The organism is Saccharopolyspora gregorii (assembly GCF_024734405.1).
Classification (GTDB): Bacteria; Actinomycetota; Actinomycetes; order Mycobacteriales; family Pseudonocardiaceae; genus Saccharopolyspora_C; species Saccharopolyspora_C gregorii.
The window spans coordinates 3,043,512-3,060,970 of the sequence record NZ_CP059556.1; the positions used below are offsets into that span (position 1 = coordinate 3,043,512).

Consider the following 17,459-nt stretch of genomic DNA (forward strand, 5'->3'; position numbering starts at 1 on the left):
AGCGCAGGGGGGAACCATGGCCACACGGGAGCGGTCCCGCAGCGGGCTCGGCGGCGAGCTGGCGGCGGAATTCCTCGGCACCTTCGTGCTCATCCTGCTGGGCTGCGGCTCGGTGGCCGTCGCGCTCGCCGGGCTCCCCGGTTCCGGCCGCCAGGAGGACGCGTTCGGCGCGGGCAACTGGCTCATCATCGCCTTCGGCTGGGGCTTCGCCGTCGTGTTCGGCGTCTACATCGCGGGCGGCGTCAGCGGCGCGCACATCAACCCCGCCGTCACCCTGGCCTTCGCCGTCCGGCGGAGCTTCCCGTGGCGCAAGGTCGTGCCCTACGTGGCCGCGCAGGTCGTCGGGGCCTTCCTCGCCGCGGGCGTCGTGCACGCCTGCTACCGGTGGGCCATCGACGCCTACAACGCGAAGGCCGGGGTCACCCGCCCGGAATCGCTGGACACGTTCTCGATCTTCGCGACGTTCCCGGCGAAGTACTTCGGCGACTCCTGGTTCGGCCCGCTGCTGGACCAGGTCGTGGGCACCGCGATCCTCGTGGCGCTGATCTGCGCGCTCATCGACCTGCGCAACACCGCGCCCGCCTCGAACCTCGGCCCCTTCCTGATCGGGATGGTAGTGACCGCCATCGGGCTGAGCTTCGGCACCAACGCGGGTTACGCGATCAACCCGGCGCGCGACTTCGGGCCGCGGCTGTGGACCTACCTGGCCGGGTGGGACCAGATCGCGCTGCCCGGCAGCTACCAGTACTTCAGCTGGTACTTCTGGATCCCGATCGTCGGGCCGCTGGTCGGCGGGGTGCTCGGCGCGGTCGTCTACGACCTGTTCATCGGCCGGGTGCTCGCCGCGCGCGACACGGCGCCCGAACCCGGCCGGACCGGCGACTAGACCGGACGGTCCGCCCTCGATCCGGCTGGTCGACCGGTCGGGCGGAACCGCGGAGGTGCGGTGCTCCGGGTGGTGCCGGGACTCGGAGCGGCGGGCCCGGCGCCTGTGCTTCGATGACCTGCGTGCGCACCCTGCTCGCCGCTCCCAAGTCCGCCGGCGTGACCGCCGCGGTCCTCTCCGCGTTCTGCTTCGGCGGCTCGGGCCCGTTCGCGAAACCGCTGATCACCGTCGGTTTCACCCCGCTGCAGGTGGCGTGGATGCGGCTGGCGGGCGGGGCGCTGCTGATGCTGCCGTTCGCGGTGCGCCACGCCGGAGCGCTGCGGCGGGCGCCGTGGCTGCTGCTGGGCTACGGGCTGTTCGCCATCGCCGGGGTGCAGACCTGCTACTTCGCGGCCATCGCCTCGATCCCGGTGGCGGTGGCGCTGCTCATCGAGTTCCTGGGGCCGGTGCTGGTCCTCGGCTGGATCCGGTTCGTGCGCCGCGCCCCGGTGACCAGGCAGGCCGCGATCGGCACCGCGCTCGCGCTGGTCGGGCTGGCGTGCGTCGTGGAGGTCGCCGCCGGGCTGCGCTTCGACCCGGCCGGGCTGCTGCTCGCGCTGGCCGCGGCCGGGTGCCAGGCCGGGTACTTCCTGCTCTCGGACAGCTCCGCCGAGGTGGATCCGCGGGCACTGGTCTCCTACGGCCTGCTCGTCGGTGCCGCCGTCGTCACGCTGGTCGCGCGGCCGTGGGAGCTGGACTGGGCGCTGCTGGCGCGGCCGGTGCAGCTGTCCGGCACGCCGTTCCCGGCGCTGCTCGTCGTCGGATGGGTCGTGCTGGTGAGCACCGTGCTCGCCTACCTCACCGGCATCCTGGCGGTGCGGCGGCTGTCGCCGCCGGTCGCGGGCGCGGTGGCGTTCCTGGAGCCGGTGGTGGCCACGGTGCTGGCCTGGCTGCTGCTCGGCGAGCACGTCGGCCCGTGGCAGCTCGCCGGGGGAGCGCTGGTGCTCGCCGGTGCCTTCATCGCCCAGCGGTCCGCCCCCGCGGTCGAACCCACCGCCCGGCCCGTCGAGGTCCGGGCAACGCCGGAGCGCTGATCGGTCAGGCCGCGCGGGTGCGGGACATGCGCTGGTAGGCGGTCTTGGCGGCGTGGACGATGAGCCCCTCCAAGAGGGCCACGGCCACGCTGGTCAGCAGGGTCGCCAGGAAGTTCATGGTGGGCGTGCTTTCTGCCGTCGGATTCCTGCTCGTACGCCCCGACGGTCCCGGTGCGGGGTGAGGGCCGGGTTGGTTCCGGGTGACGGGCAGGTGAAGCGGCGGGGAAAATCCGCCGTTCCACCAGGTGAGGGGATCTCCGGGGCCGCGCGCGACCGGTCGCCCGAGGTGCCGCGTGCCGCTCACCCGGGTGTCGTGGCGAGCGGCGCGGACCCGGTGGGGATGCCGCGGTCGGCGCCGTTGCGGGCGGCGCGCGGAGGCGGGAGCACCTCGCCGTCCACGACCGGACCGTCCGCACCCTCGGTGATCTCGTCCGGGGCCGGTTCGGCCGGTTCCTCCTCCGCCGCGGGCAGCGCGCGCGGTTCGGCGGGGGAGGAATCCGCAGGTGGGCGCTGCCACAGCACCACGGCCGTGGTGGTTCCGATCGCCGAGCCCACCGCGATGCACCACTGGTGTGGTAGTAGCGGACTGCTACCGAAGAAGCGGCTCAACCCCGGCACCTGCACCACCCCGAACAGCACCACCAGCGACACCGCGCCCGAGGCGAGCACCAGCCGCGTGCGCCCGCGCACGGCGAGGGTCTGGGCGAGCTGCGCGGCCACCAGCGCCACCAGGCCGGTGGTGCGGGCCTGCGCCGCGGTGGACACCGGGCGGGCCAGCGCCCAGGCGAGTCCGGCCGCGCCCGCCGTGGCCGCTGCGCGCAGGTACACGGCCTCCGTGAGCGCCTTGCCGAGCGAGGCGTCCGGCCCTTCGGCGAGCAACCGCTCCGGGGTGGCGTGCGGCGGCGGCCGCACCGCGATCGCGATCGCGGGCAGCACGTCGGTCAGCATGTTCACCACCAGCAGCTGGCGGGCGTTGAGCCCGGCGTCCCCGCCGAAGAACCCGGACCCGACCGCGTAGCCGATCTCGCCGAGGTTGCCGCCGAGCAGCATCGACAGCGCGTCGTGCACCGAGGCCCACATCCCGCGGCCCTCCACGATGCCGTCGGTGATGGTCTCGATCCGGTCGTCGGCCACCACGAGGTCCGCCGACTCCCGCGCCGCCGGGGTCGCGCGCGAACCCAGCGCGATGCCGACGTGCGCGAGCTTGATCGCGGGCACGTCGTTGGCGCCGTCGCCGGTCATCGCCACGGTGCGGCCGTCGGCGCGCAGCAACCGCACGATGCGGGCCTTCTGCGCCGGGCTGACCCGGGCGAACACCGAGACGGCGGGGAGTTCGGCGGCCAGCTCCTCGTCGTCGAGCTCGTCGAGCTCCGCGCCGTGCAGCACCCGCTTGCCGCCGAGCATGCCGAGCTCCGCGGCGATGGCCTCGGCGGTGCTCGGGTGATCGCCGGTGATCATGATGACGTCGACTCCGGCCCGCCGCAGCCGGCTGACCGCTTCGGCGGCGGTGGGGTGCACCGGGTCGGCCAGGCCGAGCAGCCCGACGAAGTCCAGCCCGTACACCTCGGCGTCGTCCAGTTCGGACCCGGTGTCGTCCGGCGCGGCCTTCTCGGCGACGGCCAGCAGCCGGTAGCCGAGCAGCGCGAGCCGCTCGATCTCGCGCTCCACCTCGGCGCGGGCCGGCGCGTCGAACTCGGCGCCCCGCCACCGCGTGCAGCGCTCCAGTACGACCTCGGGCGCGCCCTTGACGTGCAGCTCGACCCCGTCGGGGCCGCGGGTGCGGGTGGCGTGGAAGCTGCGGGACGGTTCGAACGGCAGGTCCGCCAGCACCTCGCGGTCGTTCGGGTCGATGCCGGCGGCCAGCGCGCCCTCCAGCACGGCCCGGTCGGTGAGGTGCGGCAGCGGCTGGTCGCCCTCGGCCTGCGGGTTCGCCCGCACCGCGGCCTCGACCACGGCGCGCCCGGCGGCGTCGAGCCGGTCCGGGGTGCTGCTGCGCGTGCCGTCGGAGACCTGCCCGAGGGTGATGCGCCCCTGGGTGAGGGTGCCGGTCTTGTCGAAGCACAGCGCGTCCACCCGGCCCAGCGCCTCGATGGTGGCCGGGCTGCGCACCAGCACGCCGCGGCGGGCCAGGCGCCGCGCCGCGGCCAGCTCGGCGAGGGTCGCCACGAACGGCAACCCTTCCGGGACGGCGGCGACCGCGAGGCCGACCGCGCGGCCGACGGTGGCCCGCAGCGGGGTGCCGCGCAGCAGGTCCACCGCCAGCAGCGCGCCGCCCGCGCCGACGGACAGCGGCAGGATCTGCCGGGTCAGTTCGGCGAGCCGGGCCTCCACCCCGCCCGCGGCACCGGTGGGGTGCCCGTCCTCGCCGGTGGTGCGTCCGACCTCGGTGGCGGCGCCGGTGGCGACGACGACGGCGGTCGCGGTGCCGGTGGCCACGGTGGTGCCCTGGTAGAGCATCCCGGTGCGGTCGCCGAGCGCCGCCGCCGAGGTCGCTTCCGGCGTCTTGACCACCAGGGCCGACTCGCCGGTGAGGCTGGACTCGTCGACCTCCAGGTACTCGGCCGCCAGCACCCGGCAGTCGGCGGGCACCCCGTCGCCGGAGCGCAGTTCCACCACGTCTCCCGGCACCAGCTGGTCGGCGGGCACCGTGGAGGTGGCGCCGTCGCGGCGCACGTGCGCGGGCAGCTGCCCGGCGTCGAGCAGCCTGGCGAGCTCGCGGTCGGTGGCGATGCGCTGCACCCCGTCGATGAGCGCGCTGATCCCCAGCACCCCGGTGATCAGCACCGCGTCCACCGCGGATCCCAGCCCGGCGGACACGACCGCGCCGGCGACCAGCACCGGGGTCATCGGGTTGACCAGCCCTTCCAGCGTGGCGCCGACGACCCCGATCCCGCGGTCGGCGCATTGCGGCTGGGCGCGGCGCCAGCGGCGCGCGACGGCGGCGCTGAGACCGTCGACCGAGCTGTCCAGCAGTCCCAGCACGGCCCTGCCGGGCAGCGCGTGCCACGGGGTCCGCTGGTGCGGCGCGGGCGGTGGTCGCTCGCCCGCCTGGAACCCGGCCAGGGTCCCGGTGCCGAGCGCGAAGAGGTTCGCCGCGTGCACCGGCAGCCCGGCGCGCGCCGGCGCGCCCGCCGACGGTCCGAGCGCGCCGAACAGCACGCCGAGGCACGCCCCGCCCGCGCACAGCGCCGCGGCGTGCTTGCTGGCGGTGCGGGCTTCGGCGACGGCGCACAGCGCGCTGTGCGCCTCGGACCGGTTCGGGGACAGCAGGTCGGCGCCCCACGGCATCGGCTGGTCGTCCTCGGCGATCCCGATGCCGACGTCGGCGGCGGCCAACGCGGCGTGCGCGCGGGTGGACAGCACCGCCACCACCCGGCCGTCCTGCTGCAGCCGCCGCACGGAGGCGGCGAGCCGGGTGCCGCCGTGCACCACGTCGTCGACGGTGATCCGGCGGTCCAGCTTGCTGCCGATCCCGGCGAGCACCGCGGTCCCCGCGGCCCGGGCGGCCTCGGCGAGCGCTTCGGCCAGCGGGTCGAGCTCGTCGATGACGACCACCACGGCGACGGCCTCGTCGTTCCGGCGCAGCTCCAGCAGCACCGCACCCCGGTCGCGGTGCGCGCGCAGCTCGGCCTGCACTCGCCCGGGCAGTTGCGCGGCGCGGCCGTCGAGCGGCGCACAGGACCACTTCCCGCGGCTGCGGCGGGCCTTCGGGCGCTGCGGGTCGACGAGCTCGGCGGCGTGCGCGAACAACCGGGTGGCGTCGGCATCGCTGTCCAGCGGCAGCACCTCGTCCACGACGCGCCTGCCGGTCAGCAGCGCCGGGGCGTCCAGCACGACGGTGTCCACCCGGTCCAGCTTGCGCAGCGCCTTCGGTTCGAGGACGAGGGTGCCGCGGGCGGACAGCGCGGTGGTCAGCTGCGCGGCGAACCCCTCGCGGCCGGTCTTCGCCGGTTTCGGGATCGCGGCGAGCATGGTGGCGAGCGCGCGCCGCTGATCGCGGGTGGCGGCGAGCACCGTGCCGTAGCCGCCGAGGGCGAACGCGCCCGCGAGGTTCGAGACCTGCTCGACCGGACCGTCCGGCAGCTCGACCGGCCGCGGCTCGGTGCTGATCGCGGTGGATTCGTGCGCTCCCGGCGGGGTGGTCTCCTCCCACCGGCGCCACGCCTGCTGGCGGGCGATGCCCTCGCGGGCGGAGCAGAAGCGGGCGGACAGGTCGCTGAACACCGCCAGCGGGTTCTGCGAGAGGCCCTGGGTGACGGCCCCGCCCACGGCGAGCGCCGCTTCGGCACCGGTGCTCCCGAGGGTGCGCTCGGCTCCTTCGCGCAGCCACGGCACCGCGTCCGCCAGCGACACCGCGGCCGGGATCAGCGGGGACGCGGGCCGGAACGGCAGCAGTCCGGCGACGGCCGAGTAGCCGAGGCCGAGCACGCTCAGCCCGAACGCGCCGACGTCGCGCATCAGCGCGTCGGGGTTGCCGGGATGCGCGACACCTGCGGGGGAGCTGCCGAGGCCGGCCAGGTCGTGGTCGCGCTCGACGGCGTCGACGACCTCGGCCAGCACCGCGCACCCGACCTGCTCGGCGTCGTGGTGCACCAGCACCCGGCCGAGCACGGCGTTCACCTCGACCGACGCCACGCCGTCCACTTCGGACAGCCGCGCGCGCAGGTCCCGCGCGGCTCCGGCGGACTCGGGCAGGTGCAGGCCGCGCACTTCCAGGTGGGTGCGGCCGTGCCGGGAGTAGGTGCGGCGGTTCAGCGGCGGGGAACCGGTGTTGCGCACGGCGTCGAGCACCGGCGCGGCGAGGTGGGCGGCTCGGGACAGCAGGGCGCCGAACGGCATGGATCCCCTCTCCAGGCGTGCGTCCCGTCGGCGGACGCGGTGGGCGGGACGCGAGGTTCCGGGTGCGGCGCGCACCGCCTCGGCCCGGGACGCGGGCCCGGGGACCGGGGCGGTGCGGTGCGCGGTGCCCGGCACCGCGGTGCGGCTACTACTCGTGCCGCTCGCGGCCGATGACGGCGGTGCCGACGCCGATGGCCAGCGCGACCGGCCATTCGAGCAGGCTCAGCGCGACGCCCGCGGCGAGACCGCCGTAGAACAGGGCCTGGCCGGGTTCGGGCAGCTGCGCGCGGACCGCTTCGGTCGCGGAGGCGAGTTCGTGCTTGCCCGGCAGGTGCACGTCGGGCTTGTGGAACTGGGCCGTGACGAACGGCAGGTGCACGGTGGCTTCCTGCGCCTTCGACGAGGTGGCGGCGGTCCGCGAGGTGCCGGTGGAGGTGCCGCTCGTCCCAGTGCTGGTGGTGCCGGTGCTCGTGGTGCCGCGGCTGCCTGCGGTGCGGCGCCCGGTCGTGGCGGGGCGCGACGTTCCGCTGGTGCTGCGCGTGGTCCCGCTGCTGCGCGAGGTTCCGGTGCTGCGCGTGGTCCCGCTGCTGGTGCGCGAGCTCCGGGAAGTGCTGGATCCGGTGCGCGAGCCGCGGGCCGTGCCGGAGCCGGAGCCGCTCGACGTGCGCGACGATCCGGTGCTGCTCGACGTGGTGCTCGTCCCGGACGTGCCGGTGCTCTGCCGGGTGCTGCTGGAGCGGGAACCGCCGGAGCGCGAGCCGGACCCGGAGGAGCCGGATCCGCGCCCCCGGGCGCTGCCGCCGGACGTGCGCCGACCGGAACCTGATGTCGCTCCGGAACTGGTTGCGCTGGTCATGTGTGCCTCCCCGCTGACGACGCAAGAAATGTCCACCGTAAGCGGGGCTGAACGAGCTATGAATCGAACGAACTCCAAGTCCCCACGAAGGAGTCAGGTCGGAGGACCCGGCTTCACCGCGGGTGGCCCGGCCCGGCCCGGACGGGGTCGAACACCTCCCGGCAGGCGGACCGGTAGCGGCGCAGCACCAGGTCCACCACCAGCGGGTGCGCCCCGATCGGGGCCGCCGCCGCGCGCACCGGCAGCGCCGCGAGCCCGCGGTGGAACCTCCCCGGCGCCAGCAGGTACGGCGCGACGAACCGCTCCGGCCCGGGCTCGGCGCACACCTCCGCGGTGCGCGGCGCCGCGGTCGTGACGTAGCTCGGCCGCAGCACCTGCCCGCAGCGCGCGCCGAGCAGCCGCGCGGTGGTCCGCACGTCGGCGAGCGCCCGCGGATCCGTCGAGCCGGCGGCGGCGAACACCACCGCCGCGCCCGGCCGCCACCCCGCGGCCCGCAACCGCCGCAGCATCACCTCGGCGAGCACCGGGTCCGGCCCCAGCGGCGCGCTCGTCGTCACGTCCTCGCGTCCCGCGGCGGCCAGTTGCGCGGGCAGGTCGACCCGCACGTGGTACCCGGCGGCGAGGAACGCGGGCACCGCCACCACCGGCCCGTCCAGCCCGTCCAGCGCCTCGGCGACGGTCGGTCCGATGACGTCGACGTAGGCGGTGCGCACCGCGATCCCGGCGCGCTCGGCGACGGCGGCGGCGATCCGATCCACGACCGGCGGCCCGGCCGGGTCGCGGGTGCCGTGCGCGACCAGCAGCAGCGGGGGAGTCACGCGCCCTCCAGCGGCAGCCGGTAGCCGCGCTTGATCACCGTCTGCACCAGTTCCGGGTCGCCGAGCGCGGACCGCAGCCGTGCCACGGCTTGCTCCACGGCGTGCGCGTCGGCGGACGGCGACCGCCTCGGCGCCAGGGCGGCGGCGAGCTCCTCGCGGGCGACGACCTCGCCGGGCCGGGCCAGCAGCACCCGCAGCAGCGCCTTGCCGCCCGGCGAGAGGGGCCGCGGTACCCCGTCGACGGCGGCCGCGTGCCCGCGCAGCTGCAGGGTGCGCCCGGCGACGGGCAGCGACGGGTAGCGCCCGGGCAACCGCTCGCACAGCTCCCGCACCAGCGCGCCGAGCCGGGCGCGCCGCGGCAGCACCGCGGGCACGTCCACCTCGGCCAGCGGTGCGTGCGTCACCGGGCCGACGCACGCCGCCAGCACCGGCCCGCGCAGCGCGGCGAGCAGTTCACGGCGGCACCCCTGCTCGGTGGCGCGAGCCAGCAGTCCGGCCGCGGCGGGCGCGCTGGTGAACGTGACGGCGTCGAGCTCGCGGGCGCACACCGCGTCGACCAGCGCCGCCAGCGCGGCGGTGTCGGCGGGCGGGCACCAGCGGTACACCGGGACCTCGACGACCTCGGCGCCCGCGGACCGCAGCGCGGCGGTGAACTCCGGCAGTGGTCTGCCGTGCAGCTGCACCGCGACCCGCACCCCGGCCAACGGTGCGGCCAGCAGGTGCGCCAGCAGGTCCGCGGACGACTCGGACTCGGGCGACCAGGCGTCCGGCAACCCGGCGGCGCGGACCGCGCCGCGCGCCTTCGGCCCGCGCGCCAGCAGGCGGGCCGAGCCGAGCGCGCTGAGCAGGTCCGCGCCGAACCCCCAGCCCTCGGCGGCCTCCACCCAGCCGCGGAACCCGATCCCCGTCGTGGCCACCACCACCGACGGCGGGGCCTCGACGCACCGCTCGGTGGCGGCGCGCAGCCGCGCGTCGTCGGCGACCGGCACGATCCGCAGCGCCGCCCCGGGCAGCACCCGCGCCCCGCACCGCGCCAGCAGCGCGGTCTGCTCGTCGACGCGGCGCGCGGCGGTGACGCCGACGGTGAACCCGGCCAGCGGCATCGGTGGTTCGCGCAACGTCACCACCTCCCCGCACCGGTCGCGACGAGCTCGGGAACCGGTGGGCGGGCCGGGGCGGCGGCTCGGCGCCGGAACGGAGACGGGCAGCACGCGTTCACGGCAGCCCGACCTCCACCACTCCGCCGCGCCGCCGCACCGGGAAGGTCGGCAGCCGGGCGGCCGGATCGTCCAGGCACGCACCGGTGCGCAGCGAGAACACCTGCTTGAGCATCGGCGAGGCCACGGTCGGTTCGCCGCCGCGATCGCCGACGATGCCGCGGCTGATCACCCCCGCCCCGCAGAACGGGTCGACGCCGCCCACCGCGTACAGCTCGTCGTCGGAGGTGCGGAACAGCGCGACCGGCCCGGCGGCGAGCAGCGCGGGCACGCCGCAGGCGGGCGGCAGCGCCTCCCACGGGCAGATCGGGTACCAGGTCGTCATGCGGGGACCTCCGCGGAACCGGGCCGGATCGACGGCGCGGGCAGCGGGACCGGGCCGGTGCCCGGCCGGTCCCGATCGGGCAGGAAACCGACCGTCGGGTCGGGCGCGTCGGGGGCGTTGACGAAGGACACGAACCGGGCCAGCTTCGCCGGGTCGGCCAGCACCCCGGCCCACTCGTCGGCGTAGCCCTCGACGTGCTCGGCCATCGCGGCCTCCAGGTCGGCGGCGATGCCCAGCGAGTCCTCGACGACGACCTCTCGCACGTGGTCCAGGCCGCCGTCGAGGGATTCGATCCACGCGGCGGTGCGCTGCAACCGGTCGGCGGTGCGCACGTAGAACATCAGGAACCGGTCGACGAGCCGGATCAGCTGCTCGTCGTCGAGGTCGGCGGCGAGCAGCTCCGCGTGCCGCGGGCTGAACCCGCCGTTGCCGCCGACGTGCAGGTTCCAGCCGCGGTCGGTGGCGATGACGCCGAAGTCCTTCGACCGGGCCTCCGCGCATTCGCGCGCGCAGCCCGACACCCCCGACTTGAGCTTGTGCGGCGCCCGCAGCCCGCGGTAGCGCAGTTCGAGCCGGACGGCCATCGCCACCGAGTCCTGCACGCCGTAGCGGCACCAGTCGGTGCCCACGCAGGACTTCACGGTGCGCAGCGCCTTGCCGTAGGCGTGCCCCGATTCGAACCCGGCGTCCACCAACCGGCGCCAGATCGCGGGGAGCTGCTCGACGCGGGCGCCGAACAGGTCGATCCGCTGCCCGCCGGTGATCTTCGTGTAGAGCCCGAACTCGCGGGCCACCTCACCGAGCACGATGAGCCCGTCCGCGCTGATCTCCCCGCCCGGCACCCGCGGCACCACCGAATAGGTGCCGTTGCGCTGCAGGTTGGCCAGGAACCGGTCGTTGGTGTCCTGCAGCCCGGCGTGCTCGGCGTCGAGCACGTGCCCGCGCCCGAGGCTCGCCAGGATCGAGGCCACCACCGGTTTGCACACGTCGCAGCCGCGACCGCGGCCGTGGGCGCGGACCAGTTCGGAGAACGTGGCGATGCCGGTGGCCCGGACGATCTCGAACAGCTCGGCGCGGGAGTGGGCGAAGTGCTCGCACAGCGCGCGGGAGGGCGCGACGCCGCAGTCGGCGAGCAGCCTGCCGAGCATCGGCACGCACGACCCGCAGCTCGTCCCCGCCCGGGTGCACGCCTTGATCCCGGCCACATCGGACAGCCCGGAGCCGCCGATCGCCGCGGTGATGTCCCCTGTGGACACGTTGTTGCAGGAGCACACCACCGCGTCGTCCGGCAGCGCCCCCGCGTCCGGCGCGGGGCCGGCGGGCAGCAGCAGCCGCTCCGGCGGGGCGGGCAGCGCGCGGCCCACCAGCGGCCGCAGCGAGGCGTAGGCGCTCGCGTCGCCGACCAGCACCCCGCCCAGCAGCACCTGCGCGTCGTCGCTGAGCACGAGCTTCGCGTAGGTGCCCGCCGCGTGGTTGGCGTGCACCACCTCCAGCGCGCCGTCCGCGGTCGCGTGCGCGTCGCCGAAGCTGGCCACGTCCACTCCGAGCAGCTTCAGCTTCGTCGACATGTCGGCACCGGTGAACGCGTCGCCGTCGAGCCCCAGCAGCTGGCGCACCACCACTTCGGCCATCGCGTAGCCGGGGGCGACCAGCCCGTAGCAGCGGCCCTCGACGGCGGCGCACTCGCCGACCGCCCAGACGTGCTCGTCGGAAGTGCGGCAGCGCCCGTCCACCAGCACCCCGCCGCGGTCGGCAAGCGCCAGACCGGACCGCTCGGCGAGCTCGTCGCGCGGGCGCACCCCCGCGGAGAACACCACCAGCTCGGCCGCGATGCTGTCGCCGTCGCCGAGGGTCACCCCGGCTACGCGCCCGTCCGGCCCGGCGTCGATCGAGGCGGTCGCCGTCCCGCAGCGCACCGCCAGCCCCAGGTCCTCGACCAGCCGCGCCAGCACCCGCCCGCCGCCGTCGTCGACCTGCAGCGGCAGCAGCCGGGGCGCCCGCTCCACCACGTGCGGGCGCATCCCCAGCAGCCGCAGCGCGTTCGCCGCTTCCAGCCCGAGCAGCCCGCCACCGATGACGACCCCGGGCGCGCCCGCCACCGCCGCGTCCCGGATGCCGTCCAGGTCGTCGAGCGTGCGGTACACGTGGCAGCCGGCCAGGTCGTGCCCGGGCACCGGCGGCACGAACGGCCGGGACCCGGTGGCCAGCACCAGCGCGTCGTAGCGGAACTCGGCGCCGCCGGTGGTGCGCACGGTCCGCGCCGCGCGGTCGATGCTCGTGACGGCGTGGTCCAGGTGCAGCCGCACCAGCGGGTCGGCGAAGAATCCCGGCCCGGCCAGGCCGAGGTCCGCGGCGCTGCTGCCGTCCAGGTAGGACGACAGGGCCACCCGGTCGTAGGCCGCGCGGGGTTCCTCGGCGAGGACCTCCACCCGCCAGCGGTCCGCGTCGTCGCGGGCGCGCAGCTCCTCGACGAGGCGGTGGCCGACCATCCCGTGGCCGATCACGACAAGGGTTCGGGTCATGCGACGCCCTCCTGTTCGGGTTCGTCGGCTCCGGTCGGTCCGTCGGCGCGCAGCGCGGCGCACAGGGCGCGCACCTCGTCGGCGCAGCCGCCGCAGCCGGTGGTGGCCCGGGTGGTCCGGGCCAGCGAGCCGAGGTCGCGGGCACCGGCGCGCCACGCGTCCTCCAGCCGCCGCTTGCTCACGTCGTTGCAGCGGCACAGCACCGCGTCCGCGGGCAGCTCGGCCGGTGCGGCGGCGGGCGCGGCGCCCAGCAGCAGGCCCAGCCGGTCCACCGGCAGCGGCAGGCCCCGGTCGTGCAGCTGGGCGAGGGTGGCGGCGGCCTGCGGGAACCCGATCAGCACCCCTGCGGCGAGGCGCTCGGCGCGGACCGCGAGCTTCGCGTACCGGCCGCGCGCCGGGTCCGAGAGCACCACCTGCTCCACCTCGGGGGACGCCAGCAGCGCCACGTCACCCAGCGAGGCCACGTCGATGCCGCGCGCCTTGAGCCGGGTCGCGGTCGCTCCGGCGCGGTACCGCGCCGCACCGCCGGCGAGCCGCCGCGCCAGCACCTCCGCCTGCTCCCAGGCCGGTGCGATCAGCCCGGGCACCCGCCCGTCGTGCTCGGCGCAGTCGCCGAGGGCGTGCACGTGCGGGTCCGAGGTCGTCAGGTGGTCGTCCACCAGCACGCCGCGCCCCACCCGCAGCCCCGCCTCGCGGGCGAGCCCCGCCTCCGGGACCACGCCGGTGCACAGCACCACCACGTCCGCGGCCAGCACCTCGCCGTCGTCGAGCACCAGCTCACCCGGCCGGTGCGCGGCGGCGCGGCGGCCGAACCGGGTCCGCACGCCCGCCTCCCGCAGGTGCTCGGCCAGCAGCGCTCCGCCCGCCGCGTCGAGCTGCCGGTCCATCGGGTGCGGATTCGGGTGCACCAGCACCACGTCCAGGCCGCGGCCGAGCAGTCCGCGCGCGGTCTCCACGCCGAGCACCCCGCCGCCGAGCACCACCGCGCGCCGCGCCCCGGCCGGAATCCGCGCGCAGTCCGCGAGGGTCCGCAGCGCCGCGACACCGGCCGCGAGCGTCCCGTCCGCCGCGCGCAGCCCCGGCACCGCGGGCACCGCCGCCCGCGCCCCGGTCGCCAGCACCAGCTCGTCGTACCGGTGCACCACCCCGGCGTCCGTGCGCACCAGCCGCCGCGCGGGATCGACGGCGGTCGCGGTGACTCCGGTCCGCACCTCGGCGTCGAGCTCCGGCAGCTCCACCGCGTCCGGCGGCAACGTCCCGTCCAGCACCGAGGCCAGCAGCACCCGGTTGTAGGCGGGCCGGTCCTCCGCGCCCAGCACCGTGATCGGGCCGTCGTGGCCGTGCCCGCGCAGTCGCTCCACCAGGCGGTGCGCGGCGGGACCGTTCCCGGCGATCAGCACGTGGTTCACGCGAACACCTCCGCCGCATCCCCGGCGGGCGGCGCCGGGTCGGCGGGCAGCGGATCGAGCCGGGCCGCGGCCACCTTGAACTCCGGCATCCGGCTGCGCGGGTCCAGCGCCGGGTTCGTCAGCAGGTTCGCCCGCCCCGCGCCGGGGAAGTGGAACGGCAGGAACACGGTGTCCACCCGCATCGAGTCCACCAGCCGCACCCGCGCGGCGGTCCGGCCGCGCGCCGAGCTCACCAGCGCCAGATCCCCGTCGGCGAGCCCCGCGCGCCGCGCCGTGTCCGGGTGCACCTCGACGAACGCCTCCGGCGCTGCGGCCGCCAGCTCCGGGATCCGGCGGGTCTGGGCACCGGACTGGTAGTGGGCCAGCACCCGGCCGGTGGTGGCGTGCAGCGGGAACTCGGCGGACACCTGCTCCGCCGCCGGGCGGTGCTCCACCGCGGCGAACCGGGCGCGGCCGTCGGGGTGGGCGAACCGGTCCAGGAACAGCCGGGGCGTGCCCGGGTGGTCCTCGGCGGGGCACGGCCAGTGCAGCGCCTCCCCGGCGTCGAGCCGCTCGTAGCTGATCCCCGCGTAGTCGGCTGCGCCGCCCGCCGACGCGCGGCGCAGCTCCTCGAACACCTCGCGCGGCGTGGTGGGGTAGCGGTGGCCGGGTTCGCCGAGCCGCCGCGCCAGCCCGTGCAGCACCTCCAGGTCGCTGCGCGCGTGCCCCGGCGGCACCCGCACCCGGCGGCGGCGCAGCACCCGGCCTTCCAGGTTCGTCACGGTGCCGTCCTCCTCGGCCCACTGCGCCACCGGCAGCACCACGTCCGCCGCGCGCGCCGTCTCCGAGGGCACGAAGTCCGCCACCACCAGCAGGTCCAGCGCCGCCAGCCGCTCGGCGACGTGCCCGGCGCGCGGCGCGGAGACCACCGGGTTCGACCCGAACACCAGCAGCCCGCGCACCCCGCCCGGCGCGCCCGCCGCATCCAGCAGCTCGTAGGCGCTGATCCCCGGCCCGGGCAGCGATTCCGGCGGCACGCCCCACACCCCGGCGACGTGCTCGCGCGCCGCGGGGTCGGTGATCGAGCGGTAGCCGGGCAGCTGGTCGGCCTTCTGCCCGTGCTCCCGGCCGCCCTGCCCGTTGCCCTGCCCGGTGAGGCACCCGTACCCGCTGCCCTCGCGGCCGGGCAGTCCGAGCGCGAGAGCGAGGTCGATGAACCCGGCGACGGTGTCGGTGCCCTTCGCGTGCTGCTCGGCGCCGCGCCCGGTCAGCACGTAGGCCCGGTCGGCGCGCGCGAGCATCCGCACCGCCGCCCGCTGAGCGCGCACCGGTACGCCGGTGATCCGCTCCACCCGCTCCGGCCACCAGCTCATCGCGCGCTGCCGGGCCGCGTCGAAACCGGTGGTGCGGTCCCGGACGTAGTCGCCGTCCACCCAGCCGTCGACGACCGCGATGTGCAGCATCCCCAGCACCAGCGCCAGATCGGTGCCCGGCGCGGGCTGCAGGTGCAGGGCGGCGCGCTGCGCGGTGGCGCTGCGCCGCGGGTCGATGACGACCAGCTCCGGCGCGGTGAGGTGCCGCAGCAGCGGCGGCATCGTCTCGGCCGGGTTCGCCCCGGCCAGCAGCACCACGTCCGCCCGGCCGAGGTCGGTCACCGGGAACGGCAGCCCCCGGTCCGAGCCGAACGCGGCGGTCCCGGCCGCGGCCGCCGAGGACATGCAGAACCGGCCGTTGTAGTCGATGCGGCTGGTGCCCAGCGCGAGCCGCGCGAACTTCCCCAGCAGGTACGACTTCTCGTTCGTCAGCCCGCCGCCGCCGAACACGCCGACCGCGTCCGAGCCGTGCTCGGCCTGGAGCTCCCGCACCCGGTCGGCGACGGTGCGCAGCGCGGTGTCCCAGTCCACGGCCCGCAGCCGGCCGCCGCGCCGCACCATCGGGTGCAGCAGCCGGTCGGGGACGTCGAGCAGCGCGGGCGCGGTCCAGCCCTTCTGGCACAGCCCGCCCCGGTTCACCGGGAAGTCCGTCGGTTCGACCACGACGCCGGTGCGCTCCCGGGTCAACCGGGTGCCGCACTGCAACGCGCAGTAGGGGCAGTGGGTGGTCGTGGTGCGGGGTTCAGGCACGGCCGGGACCTCCCGCGATCGCGGGCCGCGCCGCAGCGTGCCGCGGACGCAGGTACACCGCCCAGGTCACCAGCACGCACACCAGGTAGCAGCCGAGGAACGTGGCCAGCGCGGCGTCCCCGCTGGCGGCCGCCCCGCCGAACGAGGCGCGGAACGCCAGGTTGATGAACACCCCGCCGAGCGCCCCGACCGCGCCGGCCGCGCCCATCAGCGCCCCGGAGGACCTGCGGGCCCGCGCGAACGCGTCCGCGGGTACCCCGCCCCCGGCGATCTCCCGGCGCGCCCGGTCGGCGAACACCGCCGGGATCATCTTGTACACCGAGCCGTTGCCGACCCCGCTGAGCACGAACAGCACCACGAACGACCCCAGGTACAGCGGGAACGAGTCCAGCCCGGAGGCCACCAGCAGCACCCCGGTCCCCGCGGCCATCGCCAGGAAGTTCCAGCACGTCACCCGCGCCCCGCCGCACCGGTCGGCCAGCAGCCCGCCGACCGGCCGCGCCAGCGAACCCAGCAGCGGCCCCAGGAACGTCCAGGTCGCGGCCTGCAGCGGGGTGAAGCCGAACTCGCTCTGCAGCACGAGCCCGAACGCGAACCCGTAGCCGATGAACGACCCGAACGTCCCGACGTAGAGCAGCGAGAGCCACCAGGCGTGCGAGCTGCGCAGCACCTCCCGCTGCGCGCCCGGTGCGGTGACGACCGCGTCGACGTCGTCCATCCGCAGCGCCGCCAGCAGCGCGGCCAGCACGATCAGCGGCAGGTAGATCCCGGCGACCAGCGCCGGGCTCGTCCCGCCCGCGGTGGCCACCACGAGCAACCCCACCACCTGCACGACGGCGACGCCGATGTTCCCGCCACCGGCGTTCAACCCGAGCGCCCAACCCTGCTCCCGCTGCGGGAAGAAGCTCGTGATGTTGGTCATCGAGGAGGCGAAGTTGCCGCCGCCGAGCCCGGTCAGCGCACCCAGCACCAGGAACACGCCCAGCGGCGTCCCCGGCTGCTGCACGAAGTAGCAGATCAGCCCGGTCGGCACCAGCAGCACCGAGGTGGCGAACACCGTCCACCTCCGCCCGCCGAAGCGGGTCACCGCGTAGCTGTAGGGCAGCCGCAGCAGCGCCCCCACCAGCGTCGGCACCGTGGTCAGCAGGAACTTCTCGGCGGCGTCGAAGTCCAGGCCGATCTCCGGGGACATGAACAGCACCAGGACCGACCAGATGCTCCACACCGAGAACCCGACGTGCTCGGACAGGATCGACAGCCGCAGGTTGCGGTGCGCGACCCGCCGGCCGGTGCGCTGCCAGAACGCCTCGTCCTCCGGGTCCCAGCCGTCGATCCGGCGACCGGGCCTGCTGTGCGGGGTGGTGGTCACCGCGCCTCCTCTCGTCGGGCAGGGCCGACGCTAGGAACCGGGT

General features: G+C 76.3%; 11 protein-coding genes. 2 read left to right on the forward strand and 9 right to left on the reverse strand.

Features of this window, described 5'->3' with window-relative positions:
* Positions 1–16: 16 nt before the first annotated feature.
* Positions 17–886 carry an MIP/aquaporin family protein gene (locus tag H1226_RS13085; protein ID WP_258349229.1) on the forward strand — a complete coding sequence of 290 codons (870 nt, stop codon included), beginning with the start codon at positions 17–19 and terminating at the stop codon, positions 884–886.
* A gap of 113 nt (positions 887–999) precedes the next feature.
* On the forward strand, positions 1,000–1,959 hold the full coding sequence (locus H1226_RS13090) for an EamA family transporter (RefSeq protein ID WP_258349230.1): 960 nt from the start codon (positions 1,000–1,002) through the stop codon (positions 1,957–1,959).
* Positions 1,960–2,259: 300 nt separating this feature from the next.
* Here H1226_RS13090 and H1226_RS13095 read toward each other — a convergent pair whose 3' ends face one another.
* From H1226_RS13095 to H1226_RS13135, 9 genes are all read right to left on the reverse strand, one after another.
* On the reverse strand, positions 2,260–6,798 hold the full coding sequence (locus H1226_RS13095) for a cation-translocating P-type ATPase (RefSeq protein ID WP_258349231.1): 4,539 nt from the start codon (positions 6,796–6,798) through the stop codon (positions 2,260–2,262).
* 148 nt (positions 6,799–6,946) lie between these two features.
* Positions 6,947–7,654, reverse strand: coding sequence for a hypothetical protein (locus H1226_RS13100; protein WP_258349232.1), 708 nt, complete (start codon positions 7,652–7,654; stop codon positions 6,947–6,949).
* A gap of 113 nt (positions 7,655–7,767) precedes the next feature.
* Positions 7,768–8,472, reverse strand: coding sequence for a sirohydrochlorin chelatase (locus tag H1226_RS13105; protein ID WP_258349233.1), 705 nt, complete (start codon positions 8,470–8,472; stop codon positions 7,768–7,770).
* Positions 8,469–9,575 (reverse strand): uroporphyrinogen-III synthase, encoded by a 1,107-nt coding sequence (locus tag H1226_RS13110; protein WP_258349406.1) that lies wholly within the window; start codon positions 9,573–9,575, stop codon positions 8,469–8,471. The genes H1226_RS13105 and H1226_RS13110 overlap by 4 nt, the downstream gene beginning before the upstream one ends.
* Positions 9,576–9,687: 112 nt before the next feature.
* The gene (nirD, locus tag H1226_RS13115; protein WP_224957423.1) at positions 9,688–10,014 is read right to left on the reverse strand and encodes a nitrite reductase small subunit NirD; all 327 of its coding nucleotides are present in this window, start codon (positions 10,012–10,014) and stop codon (positions 9,688–9,690) included.
* On the reverse strand, positions 10,011–12,536 hold the full coding sequence (nirB, locus tag H1226_RS13120; protein ID WP_258349234.1) for a nitrite reductase large subunit NirB: 2,526 nt from the start codon (positions 12,534–12,536) through the stop codon (positions 10,011–10,013). The genes nirD and nirB overlap by 4 nt, the downstream gene beginning before the upstream one ends.
* Complete coding sequence (locus tag H1226_RS13125; protein WP_258349235.1) at positions 12,533–13,945, reverse strand: FAD-dependent oxidoreductase; 1,413 nt, start codon at positions 13,943–13,945, stop codon at positions 12,533–12,535. The genes nirB and H1226_RS13125 overlap by 4 nt, the downstream gene beginning before the upstream one ends.
* Positions 13,942–16,047, reverse strand: a complete 2,106-nt coding sequence (locus H1226_RS13130; RefSeq protein ID WP_258349236.1) for a molybdopterin oxidoreductase family protein — start codon at positions 16,045–16,047, stop codon at positions 13,942–13,944. The genes H1226_RS13125 and H1226_RS13130 overlap by 4 nt, the downstream gene beginning before the upstream one ends.
* Positions 16,040–17,416, reverse strand: a complete 1,377-nt coding sequence (locus tag H1226_RS13135) for an MFS transporter (protein WP_258349237.1) — start codon at positions 17,414–17,416, stop codon at positions 16,040–16,042. Before H1226_RS13135 ends, H1226_RS13130 begins: the two co-directional genes overlap by 8 nt.
* Positions 17,417–17,459 lie beyond the last annotated feature (43 nt).